The 14,615-nt window shown below is 59.3% G+C and carries 13 protein-coding genes; 5 read left to right on the forward strand and 8 right to left on the reverse strand.

Translation table 11 applies throughout. The features are described from left to right. The first annotated feature begins 34 nt into the window (after window positions 1-34). Both ABH945_RS19650 and tehA read left to right on the forward strand, forming a co-directional pair. Window positions 35-229 carry a hypothetical protein gene (locus ABH945_RS19650; protein ID WP_429251619.1) on the forward strand — a complete coding sequence of 65 codons (195 nt, stop codon included), beginning with the start codon at window positions 35-37 and terminating at the stop codon, window positions 227-229. A 60-nt stretch (window positions 230-289) separates the two neighbouring features. Then, window positions 290-1,297, forward strand: a complete 1,008-nt coding sequence (tehA, locus tag ABH945_RS19655) for a dicarboxylate transporter/tellurite-resistance protein TehA (protein ID WP_429251620.1) — start codon at window positions 290-292, stop codon at window positions 1,295-1,297. 127 nt (window positions 1,298-1,424) lie between these two features. Here the strand turns inward: tehA and ABH945_RS19660 are convergent, their stop codons facing one another. Next, window positions 1,425-1,916, reverse strand: a complete 492-nt coding sequence (locus ABH945_RS19660) for a DUF4126 domain-containing protein (RefSeq protein ID WP_429251621.1) — start codon at window positions 1,914-1,916, stop codon at window positions 1,425-1,427. Window positions 1,917-2,238: 322 nt separating this feature from the next. Between ABH945_RS19660 and ABH945_RS19665 the strand changes: the two genes are divergently transcribed. Further along, the gene (locus tag ABH945_RS19665) at window positions 2,239-3,117 is read left to right on the forward strand and encodes a LysR family transcriptional regulator (RefSeq protein WP_429251622.1); all 879 of its coding nucleotides are present in this window, start codon (window positions 2,239-2,241) and stop codon (window positions 3,115-3,117) included. On the opposite strand, the gene ABH945_RS19670 is transcribed toward ABH945_RS19665, so the two are convergent. After that, a complete protein-coding gene (locus ABH945_RS19670) occupies window positions 3,114-3,368 on the reverse strand; it encodes a hypothetical protein (RefSeq protein ID WP_429251923.1) in 255 nt (84 codons plus the stop codon). The genes ABH945_RS19665 and ABH945_RS19670 overlap by 4 nt on opposite strands. A 26-nt stretch (window positions 3,369-3,394) precedes the next feature. After that, window positions 3,395-3,889, reverse strand: a complete 495-nt coding sequence (locus ABH945_RS19675) for a lecithin retinol acyltransferase family protein (protein WP_429251623.1) — start codon at window positions 3,887-3,889, stop codon at window positions 3,395-3,397. Between the two features lie 481 nt (window positions 3,890-4,370). Here ABH945_RS19675 and ABH945_RS19680 point away from each other — a divergent pair, with 481 nt between their 5' ends. Beyond that, entirely contained in the window at window positions 4,371-4,658 is a 288-nt protein-coding gene (locus ABH945_RS19680) for a hypothetical protein (protein WP_074770527.1), read from the forward strand. A 5-nt stretch (window positions 4,659-4,663) separates the two neighbouring features. Further along, on the forward strand, window positions 4,664-5,434 hold the full coding sequence (locus ABH945_RS19685; RefSeq protein WP_429251624.1) for a PP2C family protein-serine/threonine phosphatase: 771 nt from the start codon (window positions 4,664-4,666) through the stop codon (window positions 5,432-5,434). Window positions 5,435-5,450: 16 nt separating this feature from the next. Here the strand turns inward: ABH945_RS19685 and ABH945_RS19690 are convergent, their stop codons facing one another. The 5 genes from ABH945_RS19690 to ABH945_RS19710 are packed head-to-tail and all read right to left on the reverse strand — an operon-like array spanning window position 5,451 to window position 14,610. Next, window positions 5,451-6,806 (reverse strand): sigma-54 interaction domain-containing protein, encoded by a 1,356-nt coding sequence (locus ABH945_RS19690; protein WP_429251625.1) that lies wholly within the window; start codon window positions 6,804-6,806, stop codon window positions 5,451-5,453. Window positions 6,807-6,808: 2 nt separating this feature from the next. After that, window positions 6,809-9,865 carry a peptidase domain-containing ABC transporter gene (locus ABH945_RS19695; RefSeq protein WP_429251626.1) on the reverse strand — a complete coding sequence of 1,019 codons (3,057 nt, stop codon included), beginning with the start codon at window positions 9,863-9,865 and terminating at the stop codon, window positions 6,809-6,811. A 1-nt stretch (window position 9,866) separates the two neighbouring features. Continuing rightward, complete coding sequence (locus ABH945_RS19700; protein WP_074770531.1) at window positions 9,867-10,619, reverse strand: peptidylprolyl isomerase; 753 nt, start codon at window positions 10,617-10,619, stop codon at window positions 9,867-9,869. Window positions 10,620-10,667: 48 nt separating this feature from the next. Continuing rightward, window positions 10,668-12,041, reverse strand: coding sequence for an HlyD family efflux transporter periplasmic adaptor subunit (locus tag ABH945_RS19705; protein WP_074770532.1), 1,374 nt, complete (start codon window positions 12,039-12,041; stop codon window positions 10,668-10,670). After that, complete coding sequence (locus ABH945_RS19710; protein ID WP_429251627.1) at window positions 12,019-14,610, reverse strand: FHA domain-containing protein; 2,592 nt, start codon at window positions 14,608-14,610, stop codon at window positions 12,019-12,021. The genes ABH945_RS19705 and ABH945_RS19710 overlap by 23 nt, the downstream gene beginning before the upstream one ends. Window positions 14,611-14,615 lie beyond the last annotated feature (5 nt).

Consider the following 14,615-nt stretch of genomic DNA (forward strand, 5'->3'; position numbering starts at 1 on the left):
ACAGCCGTGCCGGTCTTCTTCATTGCAGACCGGCATGGCTGATGAACATCTTCTTATTGAAGTCGTGCCGGAAATCGGCGCATCCCTCGCTTTCCTGCATCCCGCTTCACGAATCGCGAATCCCACCGCCTGCGAACGCGGCCAACCTGGGCGCTCTCACGTTGAGACGATCGCGCCATTTCCCGAGCTTTTCCAGCGTTCTCCGATTAGCTGCCGGCTTTTAAAGTAGCTCATCGATCGCGCACGGCCAGAACTTCGGAGCGCGTCGCAACTTTCGGAGGACTCGGTGATGAACAGCAATCGTGGCTCGATTCCAGTTGCTTTCTTCGGGATCGCGGTGGGCGCTTTGGCGTTCGCCAACTTGTGGCGGGTGGCGATCAGGGTATGGCACCTGCCCGCCGAGGTGGGAACCCTGTTGACGGTCGCGTCGCTCGCTGTGTGGCTCGTCGTTCTGGCCGCGTACGGGCACAAGTGGCTGACCGACGCCGCCACGGCCCGTGCGGAAATGCAGCATCCGGTGCAATCGTCGTTTGCGGCGCTCGGGCCGGTGTCGAGCATGCTGGCCGCGCAACTTCTGCAACCGTATGCCCGGACTGCCGCGCTCACGTTATTCGTCGTCTCCGTGATCGCGCAACTGGCGCTCGGCGCGTATCTGCACGGACGGCTCTGGCAAGGCGGACGCAAGCCCGAAATGACCACCCCGGCCATTTATCTGCCGACAGTCGCGCCGAGCTTTGTCGCGGGAACGGCGGCGGCTGCGTTCGGATTCCATCAACTGGGCGAACTGTTTTTCGGGGCCGGGCTGTTGTCGTGGCTCGCGATCGAATCGATGGTGCTGCATCGCGCGGCCGTTCATGAACCGCTGCCCGCCGCACTGCGCCCGATTCTCGGCGTGCAACTCGCACCGCCCGTAGTGGGCGGCGTGACCTACCTGAGCCTGACCAGCGGCACGCCTGATCTGTTCGCGATGATCCTGCTCGGCTATGGTCTGTATCAGGCGCTGATGCTGTTGCGTTTGCTGCCGTGGATTCGCGAGCAGGCTTTCGTGCCTGGCTACTGGGCCTTCAGTTTCGGCGTAGCCGCATTGCCGACAATGGCTCTGCGGATGGTCGAACGAGGCGCGACGGGTCCGGTGGAATGGGCCGCGCCGGCTCTGTTCATCGCGGCGAATGTGATTGTCGGTATCCTGGTGGTGAAGACGTTGGGTCTGCTGGTGCAAGGCAAGCTGGTTCCCGCTGCCGGTGGAACGGCAACCGCGGCGAGCCAGGCCGTCATCAAGCAGGCGACCGCCCACTGACGCATCACAAGGGCCAGTCAGTCAATCGATGCAGCGAGGCGCATGGCGCTTCGCTGCATCGCCACATCAGCCCGGCGGGCGCGGCACCCGCAGCGGCGCAAAGCGACGACTGAGTCGCCGACAAGCTTCAGAACCCGTGCAGCGACACCACGATCAACGCCGCGCCGACCACCGCCACCACGTCTTCGATCAGCGCGGCGGGCGCATCCCGACCGAAGGTTCGCGCCATCGCAGCCCGCACGGTCGCACCGCCGAACGTGCCGATCACCGCGCCGACGATACCCACCACCGCGCCGAGCGCGCCGACAATCCAGCCGCCGGCAAGCCCGCCGTGAGCGCCGCTGATCGCCGCGCCGCTCAAGCCACCGAGAATCACGCGCGCGCCGAATTGCATCGGCACTTTGCGGCTCGGCGTCTCCGGCAATTGATCCGTAATCAGTTCGACGACAGCGAGGACGGTGAAGATATAAGGCGTGGCCTTGAAACCGAGAAATGCGAGCGAGGTTCCCGCCAGCGGCAACCATCCGAGATAAGCCGCCCAACTGACGGCGGCGGGAGCGGTCATCGCGCGAAGGCCGGCGATGATGCCGATGAACAATGCCAGGACATACACGGACATAGTGGACTCCGAATCGGGGCAATGATGCGCGGTTGGACAAGCCGACGGCTTACATGGACGAACGTCGGCAGAACGTGTCGAGCATTTCACCTGGACAGTCAACTTCTCACCGCATCAATCGGGACGATCCGCAGTTGATCGCGCGGTTGCCCCATTTCGGGGTGGCCCTAGTGTCGCACAATTCGACGGACGAAATGCAGCGGGTGTGCCCGCATGTGGCGGCGGTTTTGCATCGCGCATCGCTTTGCGTTGAGCCGCTCTCGCACATCCCGTTCAAACGGTGATAAGTTAGCCGGCTCACAAGAAAATCTAATGCATTTCCATGAGACCGAATCTTCCGTTGAATGCGCTGCGCGCGTTCGAATCGTCCGCGCGGCATTTGAGTTTCACGCGTGCCGCGCTTGAGTTGAATGTGACGCAGGCCGCCGTCAGCCAGCAGGTTCGATCGCTGGAGGAGCGGCTGGGCACGATGCTGTTCAAGCGCCTGCCGCGCGGCCTTGCGATGACCGACGAAGGACTCGCGCTACGCCCCGTGCTGACCGATGCATTCGACCGCATCGAAGCAGTGCTCCGGCAATTCGAAAACGGCCATTTTCACGAGGTATTGACGATCGGCGTGGTCGGCACGTTCGCGGTCGGCTGGCTGATGCCCCGGTTGAAATCGTTTCGCCACGCGCACCCGTTCGTCGAATTGCGATTGCTGACCAACAATAATCTGGTCGACCTCGCCACCGAGGGACTCGATTTCGCGATCCGCTTTGGTGACGGCACATGGCCCGGCTCGCTAGCCACCCGTTTGCTCAACGCGCCGCTCGCCTTGCTGTGCACGCCGGAGATTGCCGCGCGTCTTTCAAAACCCGACGACCTCGCCGACGAGACCCTGCTGCGTTCCTATCGCGCCGACGACTGGACAAGCTGGTTCAACGCCGCGGGCATCACGCCGCGCCCGATTCGCGGACCGGTTTTCGATTCGTCGCGATTGATGGTGGAAGCGGCAATGCAAGGCGCAGGAATCGCACTCGCGCCCGCGCTGATGTTCGATCACGAGATCAACACGGGCCGTCTCGTCCGTCCATTCGATGTGGAGGTTCATGCGGGCAGTTACTGGCTGACGAGCCTGAAGGGCAAACCGATGACGCCCGCGATGGTGCTGTTCAGCCAATGGATACTCAAGGAAGCGGCGCAATACGCACCGGCTTAGCAGAGCGACGCGCGGCGGTGACCGTTCATCGCGGGCCGCTCGATTTGCGGCGGAAATACGTTCCACGAGCCGTCGTCGTGGCGGAAGAAAAAGATCGACAGCAGGCCGCCGGGGCGCAGCGCTTCGACGCAAACGTAGCGCTGATGCTGCGACGCGCGGTGGCAAAACTGCACCACGCGTGCGGGCATCGAAGGAGTGGGAGCGAGCCATTTGTCGACGGCCCAGTGCAAGGTTTTCTCTGCGGCGACCATGATGTTCTCCTCGAATTTCGACGTGCTCACACGAGTTGCGCGGCAACCTCGTCGCCCTTCGCATTGCTCTCGACAAAGGCCTTCACGAGACACACCAGCGCATGCACGCCGGTACGCGGATGACGCAGACAGCAATGCACCTGTTCGCTACGGCTTTCGCCGAACAGACACCATGCGCAAAAGTGCTCGCAATTGTTGGTCAGCAGGCGATAGCGGTTTTCGCCGAGACGGGAGCGCGCGCGGCGCACCGCTTCATCGCCGGCGTAGCGGGCACTCGGTGTCGTGCGGATCGACAGCGGATGGCCGGCGGCGAAGCGCGACAACTCCACTTCTTCCACCGGTCCGCGATGCGTTGAACCCGCAAAGCCCGCGTAATGGACGACGCGACCATTGCCTACGTAAATGCCGTGGTGTTCGTAACCGCGCCGTTGAATGACGAGATGCGCGCCGATCGGCAAATCGATCGTGGACGATGTTGCGGGGCAAACTTCGCTGCCTGTTTGAAGAGAGAGAGTGTTCATCGCTGGCCTCGTTTCGAATTCCAACACTGTTGCGAGGTCTTTTGCATGTTCCGGGCCATGTGCTGAAAAGCCCTTGGTTAAAGGGGTTTTCACGTTTTCAGCCGATAGCCGGTCCGAAATGTGTCAGCTATGAGCCGACAGATTTTGTGTTGAAGTGTTGGTGTGTGACGATCTCCAGGCGTCACGCAGTACAGCAGAACAGTGGCAATGTGAGGCGCGATCGAACAACGCGAAATGCAGGCCAAATGTGTTGGACCTCACACCGGTTTCGATTCGCGCCTGTTGGTTTAAAGCCGACCTATGTTGCGGCGCATGCGCCCTCCTTCCGTGCGCAACCGCACGGAATCACCGCACAATCAAGACGTTGCGACCGCCCATGATTTAAAGCCATAAATTGGCATGGCATTTGCACCATCACGTTCAAATTCCTTTAAACCGCGCGCGTTTTATATAAGTCGCGCGAGGCCAACCGGAGAACGACATGGCTCATATCACAGTGAACGATCTTTCGCTGAATCTCGCGCTTGACCGCAAAGCAATGGCAGCAATTCGCGGCGGTGGCGGTGCGCCGTGGGTATATGGCTGGATCCAGCCGTATGTTCGCGACACGCCGAGCATTGGACCCGTCGTCAACCTGTACGAGGTGTCCAACAACTTCTATGCTAACCAGATGATCAACCAGTTCCAGTCGGTGGACGTGCGCAATACCGGCGCGAACTCGAACATCGCAGTCGCACCCGACGCCCTCAGCAAAAACAATTCGGTGTAAATCTTGTGACCTGTAAGAGCCAATTTCGCTGGACGTCGTCCGCGCGCTCCGACGCCGGACGTGTTCGCGAGATCAACGAAGACGCCTGCCTCGACCAGCCCGGCATCGGACGCTGGGCCGTCGCCGACGGCATGGGCGGACATGCGGTCGGCGATCTGGCGAGCCGCCTGGTGATCGACGCGCTAAGCCGGATCGCGTCACCTGTCAGCATGAAAACGCTGATCGCCGATGCCCGCGCGCGACTGCAAACCGCCAATCGTCAACTGAGGGACGAAGCCGCGCGTCGTCAGGTGCAGCGCATTGGCAGCACGGTCGTCGTGTTGCTCGCTTGCGACCGGTTCTGCGGCTACGTCTGGGCAGGCGACAGCCGCATCTACCTGTATCGCGGCGGCCAGTTGCAGCAACTCACGCGCGATCACAGCCAGGTGGAACAACTGAAATCGCTCGGCGTCATTACCGATGAAGAGGCGCGACATCATCCGGCACAACACATGATTACGCGCGCGGTCGGCGCCACGGACATGCTGGATCTCGACGACGACGCAATCGAAGTCGTCGACGGCGATGTGTTCGTGCTATGCAGCGACGGTCTGAGTAACGAACTCAGCGACGACGAGATAATTGCGGTATTGACTTCCGCGGAACGGGAGAATGCGTCTGAAGAACTGGTTGAACTGGCATTGGCAAAAGGTGGCCGCGACAACATCACTGCTGTCGTCGTTCAGGCGGAAGACCCCAATGCCACGGACAAAACACTGCTGAATCCGGCACCCTGAAGCAGGCCGTTTAATACTACGCGTCCCCTTCTTCGTCGTCGTGCTCATCGGCGCCATTCCGGTTTGCAGGCGACATTGCGCGATGGCGAAAGTCTTTCGAGTGCAAGCCGTGTTTCTTCAAAAGCATCTGCAAATGCGAGCGATTCATGTCGATCCGCCTCGCCAGTTCGGCGACGGTACCGTGCACTTCGCGAAGTCCGCGTTCAAGAAAGGCCTTTTCTGCATCGTCACTGGCGGCCCGTTTTGCGTCGCTCAGCGACATCAGATTCGCGACGCTGATCGGCTCCTGCCCGCTTACCGATGTCATGACATTTGCGGAGGCCGACGAACCGGGTGACGCCGGACGCATGTCCACAGGCAAATGATCGATGTCCGCCATATCTCCCGCGAGACACGACACCCGATACATCACATTACGCAACTCGCGAATATTTCCCGGATACGCGTAGTTCAGAAGAAAGTCCCTTAAACGAGGGGTCAATCTGACTGGCCTGCGCTTTAAAGTTCCGGCGGCCTCGTCGCCGAACCACGCGATCAGCAACGGTATTTCATCGCGACGCTCGCGCAACGGTGGCAGCGTGACGTGGATCACACTGAGCCGATAGAACAGGTCCTCGCGAAACTTGCCTTCTTCGCTGAGTTGCCGCAAGTTGCGATTGGTCGCCGCGACGATACGCGTGTCGACTGCGATCGTTTCGTCCGATCCGACTCGTTGAATCTCGTGCGCTTCGAGCACGCGCAACAGTTTCACCTGCCCTGCCAGCGGCAACTCACCGATCTCGTCGAGAAAGATCGTACCCGTATGCGCGCTTTCGAATTTCCCCTTGCGGTCGTTCGACGCCCCGGTGAATGCCCCTTTGCGATGCCCGAACAATTCCGATTCCAGCAGATTGTCCGGAATCGCGCCGCAGTTCACGGAGATAAACGGCTTATCCGCGCGCGAGCCGTTCGCGTGAATCACTTTCGCCATCAGTTCCTTGCCGGTGCCGCTCTCACCGTCGATCAACACGGGCAGGTCGGTCGGCGCCGCCTTCTCGGCAATTTCAAGCGATTCGAGCAAACGCGCATTATCGCCAAACGTGCCCTCGAAAATGAAGCTGCGTTCGAGCAACGCCTTGCGCCTTGCACCGCGCGATTGATCGGCGCGCTCCTGCGGCTCGGCCGAAGTCGCTGCCTGCACAAAGCGCTCCTTATGCGATAACTGCATCACCTCGTCGCGTAACGAAGTGGCCTGCCGCAACAGTTTGTCGATATCGGCACGCTCGAGCCGCGTCGACCAGCGCAGCGTCGAGCGCAGAATCTCGATTCGTTCGATCAGTCCCGCGTACGAGATTGCGGGGCTGGCCTCTTCAATCTGGTCGAGTATCTTCATCTTCACGCACTCAACTGTTTCTGGACCAGCTGATAGTACATGCCGCCGCGCTGAATCAGTTCATCGTGACGGCCCTGTTCGACAATCGCGCCCTCATACAGCACAAGAATCTTGTCCGCTCGCATGATGGTGCTCAGCCGATGCGCGATGATCACCGCAGTGCGGCCCTTCAGGATGTCGTGCATGTTGCCGAGAATATTGCTTTCCGATTGCGAATCGAGCGCTGACGTGGCCTCGTCGAATACGAGAAAACGTGGGTCGTGATACAGCGCGCGTGCAATGCATAACCGCTGAATCTGCCCGCCAGAAAGGCCTATTCCACGTTCGCCGACAATCTGCTCGTAGCCGAGCGGCATCTTGCTGATGAATGCATGCGCATCAGCCATCTTCGCGACCTCTTCAATGCGCCGCCGATCAGGCGCGTCGTCGCCACTCGCAATGTTCTCCGCAATCGTGCCGGAGAACAGCAGATTGCTCTGCATCACATAGCCGATCTGCGCACGGTAATACGCTTTATCGACGACACCGAGGTCATAGCCGTCTATCGTCATCTTGCCTTCGCTCGGGGCATAAAATCCGACCAACAGTTTTGCCAGCGTGGTTTTACCGGACCCGCTGCGGCCTACGATTGCCACCAGTTCTCCCGGCTTGATATCGAAACTGATGTTTTCCAGCACGTACGCCGAGTCGTTTTCGCCGTAGCGGAAGTACACCCCACTCAGGCTGATATCGCCTTGCAACTCGGGCAGCATGACGCGAGACGGTAAATCCTGCGGCTTCTGTTCTGGTTCAATATCGAGTACATCGCCGAGACGTTCCATTGCAACGCCCGCGTCGTTCAGCATGCTCCATAGACCGACGAGTCCCATTAACGGACTCAATACGCTGCCCATGAAAGCGTTGAATGCAATCAACTGACCAATCGTCATTTCACGCGCCAACACCAGGTTTGCACCCACCCACAGAATGGCGATTGTCGTCGCCGCATTGAGCAACTGACTGCCGAGTCCGACGAGAATATTGAAAGCATGCGCGCGGTACTGCACTTCGAGCGCTTTCGCGTACTTCTTCTCCCAGCGCAAACGCACTGGCCGCTCGATGCCCATGCCTTTGATCGTCTCCACGCCCGCAAGTGCTTCCATCAAAAACGACTTCGATTCCGTCGATGCAGTGAACACCTCGCGTGCGTAGCTTTTTATTTTTGGCGTGGCCAACGCGGTTAACGCCATGATTGGAATGACGAATGCAATTAGTACAAGCGTCATCTTCACGTTGTAGACGAACATGATGGTGAAGTAGATGAACACCATCAGCAGGTTGAGTGCAGTCGTGACGGTCGACTCGGTCAGAAACGCGCGGATCGTCTGGTTCTCCTGGAAGCGCGCAAAGATATCGCCGGTTTTACGTTTGGCGAAAAACGAAAACGGCAACGACAGCGTGTGTTTGAAGAACTGCGACATCATCGCGAAGTCCATGTTGCGAACCATGAAATTGGCGAGATATGCGCGAACCGACGACATCAGTTGCGAAAAGACATTGGCGATAATCAGACCGCCTATCAGCAGATGCAGCAGGCTCACGTTCTGATGCACGATCACACCGTCGAGAATGTTCTGGATAATCAGAGGCGGAATGACGCCCAGCACCTGAATCACAAAGGTAGCCAGAAACAAATGACCGAGAATCTTTTTATAAGGTTTGAGGTAGCCGACAAAACGTATCCACGGCGAACGCGCTGCTGACATCTGCAGCAGATGCGGACCACCGGTAAATAACAGACAAGTACCGCTCCAGCCACGCTCGAAATCTTCGACCGTCAATTTCCTGAACCCGAGCGCGGGATCGGCGACCCATACGTAGTCTTTCGACAGACCATACACCACCACGTAGTGATAACCCTCCCAGTGCACGATGAACGGCAGATCAAACCCACGTAGCGAATCGAAAGTGCATTGCACGCCGCGCGCAGTGAAGCCGAGCGCTTCGCCCGCACGCGCAAGGCTATCAAGCGTGGCGCCCTGGGTGGTGACGTTGGCTAGTTCGCGCAATTTGCCCAGCGTCATCGGAATACTGTAGTGACGGCAAACCATCGCGAGACACGCCGCGCCGCAATCCATTTCTTCAGCCTGCTCGACCAGTGCAAAGCGCTTGATCAGCTTCTCGCCGAATTCAGGCTTGCTCTGCAAATCAAGCATCAACGGCAATTTTCGACGCTGCTCGAGCCGCTTTTGCCGTTGCAATTCGCGGTCGCCGTAGCGAATCCGTTCGTCGAGAACTTCACGCAATTTCGGATTGCGTTCAAGAATGAAGTGGACCGTCCGCTCCGGTATGACCAATAGCCGCGTGTCGATGCTCGCCACGACCGAAGCCATCTGTTCCTGCCGCATCAAACACGCTTTCTCGCCAAATATCTCGCCTTCGCCAAGCGTCGCGAGCGTGTAGTCGTGGCCTTCTTCATGTCTGACAATGCGAACTTCGCCCTGGCGCACCACGTAAAGCCGTCGGTCGTCGCGACCGTCCTGCTTGAGAATTTCCTTGCCCGCAGCGACCCGCTTCACGCCGACGCTGCGCACATACTCTTCGAGTTCCGCCTTATTCAGTTTGCCGCGCAGGTCGAACAATTGTGCGACGAAACCGCCTGCCGAATTGATCGCGACATAGCTCGCGACAAATGCCAATGCGGCCTGATTGCCGGCCATCACCGGCTCGATCGCGCTGCGGGGGATAAACAGCAATTCGGTTTTCGCCGACGAGCGCACCGATGCTTCATGCACATACGTACGCAGCATCGCTATGTCGGCAAAAATCTCGCCGGCCTTGCGCACGCCCATGCTGGTTTCCTTGCCGTGCTCCTCGGTGAAAATACGTACCGAGCCTGAGCGCACGACATAAAGCCCCTCGGCCACCTCTCCCATCGAGCAGACCGTTTCGCCAAACGAATAGAAGCGCGCTTGCGCATAGTCGGCAAGACGCTCGATCTCGTCGCGTGAAAACGGCGAGAGAATTTCCACCGAAGCTAGAAACTCGGCAGCGGACGGCGCGGTCTGGGGTGCATCCATGTTATCGGGCCTCGATAACGTGCTCCTGCGCACGCGCAATCAGCCAGCTTTCACGCAGCAGGCGCCGCACTTCGGCGGCCACATCCGCGTCGAGCGTGGCGGGATACTTCGCCGTTACGGCGAAAATCTCATAGCACGATCGATCCGCCGAAGGAAATGGGCCGAGCAGATCGCCCACTGCCGCATTGAATATCTTGGCCTCGATATCCGGCTTCAGCGATCCACGCAGCACTTTTCCGATCACACCGCCGGCCTCGCGGGTGTCCGCAATTGAATGCTCGCGCGCCATGTCGGCGAAACTGTCGGGGTCGTCGTGCAGATACGAGATCATTTCCTTCGCTTTACCCTCGCTGTCGAGCACGATATGGCTCACTTCGATCGAGTCGAACTTCGGTGAATTCAATGCGAAGTAGTCTTTGATCGCCGACTCGTTGCCGACCTCGTCGAGCATCTTCTCCTGATACAAGCCATCGGTAACGAAGGCCTCGAATTCGTCGAGGCTCACACGGAGAACATCGAGATACTGATTCATATCCGTCGCGCGATGCAGCCCCCGCACGCGGCGGAACTGATCGGCGCGTTGCTGGATTTCATCGGCGGTCACGACAATGCCCTGCTTTTTCGCAGCGTGCACTGTGAGCTTGTCGCGCACGATCTGCTCGATCAAACTTTCGAACTGACCAGTCAGTTTCAGAAGACGGATGAACTCGGCCACATCCACGACTTCATCATCGATACGCACTATCGCGGTCATTTCATCGGCTCCTTTAATTGACGTGTAATCGGCGTGCTCAAGCGGTACTCAACCCGCTACCTGCCTGAACGGATCGAGACCGAGATCGATCAGGCGCCGCTCGCGCACCACGATCTCCGCGTTGGCCGTCATGCCGTAGCGCAGTGGATAACGCGTATCGGCGATCTGGTAGTAATTTCTGTCGAGCGTCACACGGCCTTCGTAAACCGGCTGCTTATCCTGTAGCGACGGCTTCGTGGCCGGTGAGATATAAGCCAGCGTGCCGCTGATCAGCCCATAGCGCTGATACGGAAACGCGTTGAATTTCAGCTTGACCGGCAAGCCTTCATGCAGAAAAGCACGATCATGCTCGGCGATTTCGATCTTGAGCACAGGCCGCGCATCTTTCGGCGCAATGCCACCAAGTGGCGCGTTGGCCTGGATCTTGTCGCCGCGCTGGGTCGACGTCACGTCCGTGATGACACCCGAAACGGGCGCCAGAATCAGCAGGAAATTGTCCTTGTCGATGTTCTCGAAGCGGATTCGCGCAGCAGCTTCGGACACGAGTCGCGCGGTCTGCAATTGCAAACGCAGTTTGTCTTCAGCGTCGGTGATATCGCGCACTGCCGAATCGTATTGAAGCTGAAGGTCGGTAGTTTGCTGGCCACTGGTTTCGAGTTGTGCGTTGGCCTGCGCGTATTCGTGACTGAGGCGGAAGTCCAGTTCCGCGAGCTTCGATTGCGCGACACGGTACGCGTTATCGGCTTCCATCGCAGCGGTGCGCTTCTGCTCGACCTGCAATTCGGCAATCCCGCCGCCGCCGGGTTGTGCGAACAGTTTCGAATAGCGGTCCAATTCCTGACGCGCTGCCTCGCGCGTGCGACGAGCGTTGTCGAGCACACTGCGCGCTTCGTCCAGTTCGGCCTTCTGTCCTTCCGCAAGCTTGGTTGTACCTTCGGATACGCGGTTTTCGTGCTGCCGCGCCTCCACTTCCATTTGTGCCTTGAGCGCCGCCGCTTTGCGCTCCATTAACGCCTTCTTCTCGGGAAACTGCTTCCAGTCACGTTCGGCGTCTTCAAGTTTGAGTTGCGCCTGCAGCGCGTTGCTTGCGGCTTCGATTGCGCCACGTGCGTTCAATCGCGCGAGCACGTCGCCCTTCGACACTGGCTGTCCCTCGGCGATATACAGATCGGCAAGCTCGCCGTCGATCGGTGCATAGATGCGGCGCACTTCCGATTCCGGCGACAGCGTTCCTTGCGCGGACACGATCACATCGGCGCGGCCCACGAACGACCACAACAGCCCGGCGACCACCAGCGCGACCATCGCCCAGATCAGGGCCCGCGCGATCTTCACTGGCTCGGCGGTCAGAATGGCGATGCCTTCGACGCTGTGATCCTCCAGCGCCTCAGACAACGGCCTAGGGTGATTCTCGCGCTTCACTCTGCTCGCCTCCGATCAGACTCAGTTTTGCTTTCAGCAGCCCGGGGTCCAGCACCATGCGCAATTCCGTCAGCGAGCGGCGCTGTAAATCGGCTTCGGCTTCGATATCCGCGAGAAGGCGGTCAAAATCCGCGGGGTGATCGGCCTTCAATTGAGTGTAGATACGCATGCCCTGTTGCGCCGACGTCTGTGCGTCGGAGAGCAATCGCGCCTCGCTGCGGAATCCCGGCGATATGCCCGCCTCCAGCCGTTGCGTTCCGCCAATCGGGCCACTCGCGCGATACTGCTTCCACAGGCTCTGTGCGCGCAACAGCAGATCTTGTGCGCGCGCCAATGCCTTGTCGTGTAATGCGGCCACGTCTTTCTGAATCGATTGCACGAACCAGGAATCCGCTGCGGGGTCGAGACTCGCGTAGAACGACAGCAGGCGCTGGTCGTAATCCTTGCTGCCGCGCGCTTTCTGCAAATCGTCGAATTGATCGAGCAGGGCTTTCTTGTGTGCAAGTTCTGCAGCGAGTACGTCTGACCATGGCCCCGCAGGCATGGCCTGCAAACCGGCCAGCGCCTGTTGCGCATCGCCGCGCTGCCATGCGGCGTTCACCGCGTCCTGACGCTGGATCACGTCAGATGAAGGCAGTCGGCTCGCTGCGAGTTGCTGGAATTGCGACTGAAACGGCGGCGTGCTGAAATGCGCCGATTTCAGCATCGCAAGCAAAGGGGTCAATTGACGACCGAGCGCGGCATTCAAGAGTGCGGTGTACTCCCGCAAATCCGCCCGCACCTGATCGAGGCCGGCAAGACGTGGATAACGCTGCGCGTAATCATCGAGTACCGGCGGCAACGCGTCGGGTTTATCGTTCGCCAGTTCGGTGCGTATTGTGCCGTTCAACCGGTCTATAGCCGCGACATACACCGAATCGTCGCTCTCCAGTTTTCGCAGATGACTTAGCGCCTGCGCATACGGCTCGGCAAATACCGGTACATACGAAGCGATCCGGTCGAGCGCACGCTGATGACCCTTCGCGTCGTCGTCCCAGCGCTGCAACAGATTGTTGATCGTGGCTTCGTCCGCGTACAGATGAATCGGCGCATCGACGCCGCCGCGCGCGGCCACGAAGCGCTCCAGATCTCCAACCCACTGCAATTCTCCGACCAGCGCAGTTGCATCGGCATTGTTTTCGCTCAACGATTTCATTTCCTTGAGCAGCGCGTCGGCCTGATCGAATTGAGCTTTTTCCAGCGCATTCAGCCAGCCAGGAAGCTTCGCCTTTAATAACGCCTCGCTCGCCAGCGCACTGACTTTCGTGTCCGTGGGATGACTCGACAGATAGCCTTTCGCGGCCACGACCGCGCTGCTGTAATCGCCGCTCGCGAGCAGGTTCTTCAATTCACGCTCCGACGAACCATGCAGATAAAGCGCTACGGATATTGCGCCTAGCAGGACAATGCCCGCACCGCCCCAGCCCGCAATCCGCTTCATTCCGACGCGATCGCCGTCCGCAAAAGCATTGCCGAGTTCGCCCGCAAGCAAACGCCAGCGTCGCGATTTTCCGTTCGCGCTGGCCGCGTTTCCCGAGCCGTTCACGCCACTTGCATGGCTCGCTTTATGCAGCCCGTTTGCGCCGTTCGCGCTATTCACGGTCGCGGCCTGTGCGGTGACCGGCTGCGATGCTTCGTTGATTTCGTCCTCGCGCTGCAACGCCGGATCGACACAAAAGATATCGAGGAACGAATGCGCGGCGCCGACGAATGTGGTCTTGTCGGAATCGGCCGCGTCATCGACGGCAGGATTGAGGAATAGCTGGGTCACGGTGGGCTCGACTTCAGGGGGCGTTTGCAGCGACACCCTGTAGACGAAGTGGTCGCCGCCAAATGCAACGAGGTCGCCCTCTACAAGCGGTATCGCCGATTCGTCCAGGCGCTTTCCGCCGACGAATGTTCCATTCGTGCTGCCGAGATCTTCGACATAGAGATCGCCGCCCTTCAAATAGATATGAGCGTGACGGCGTGAAATGTAATTCACCTGATGCGGATAACGCTCCTTGTAGCGCGAAAAAACGTCGTCCGCCTTGCTGACGAGGAAGGGGAAAGCGTGCACCTCGATGGGTTGCAAGTCCAGGTCGTCGCGCTCCGGTATCAACAGAAGACCCGGTGCAGACGGCGCACTCGCTGCCGCAACGATGCGAGCACGCGGTTCTATGCTCACGCGATAACAAAGCTCGCCGCCAAAGCACAATTCGTCGCCGGCTCTGACGCGCGACGGGGTTTGCCGGACGGCGACGCCATTCACCGTCGTGCCGTTCTTACTCCCGAGATCGGCGACATACACCGCGCCGTGTTCCGTGAAAACCCGCGCATGACGGCGCGATAATCGCGCGATGCGCTCGCTGGAGTAGTCGGTGAAAGGTGCTTCGCTGCGTCCGATGGCGAACAGGTTGTCGACAATCCGGATCGCGTCGAGCGCGGGACGTTGCGCAGATGCAGCCGATGCAACCGGCGACAATACGACGTCGAATGCGGCTTCCACGGTCTCACGCATTTCAGCAATCGGAGCTTCGCCTGTGGCCATTTTTT

Source organism: Paraburkholderia sp. GAS333, assembly GCF_050435665.1.
Classification (GTDB): Bacteria; Pseudomonadota; Gammaproteobacteria; order Burkholderiales; family Burkholderiaceae; genus Paraburkholderia; species Paraburkholderia fungorum_A.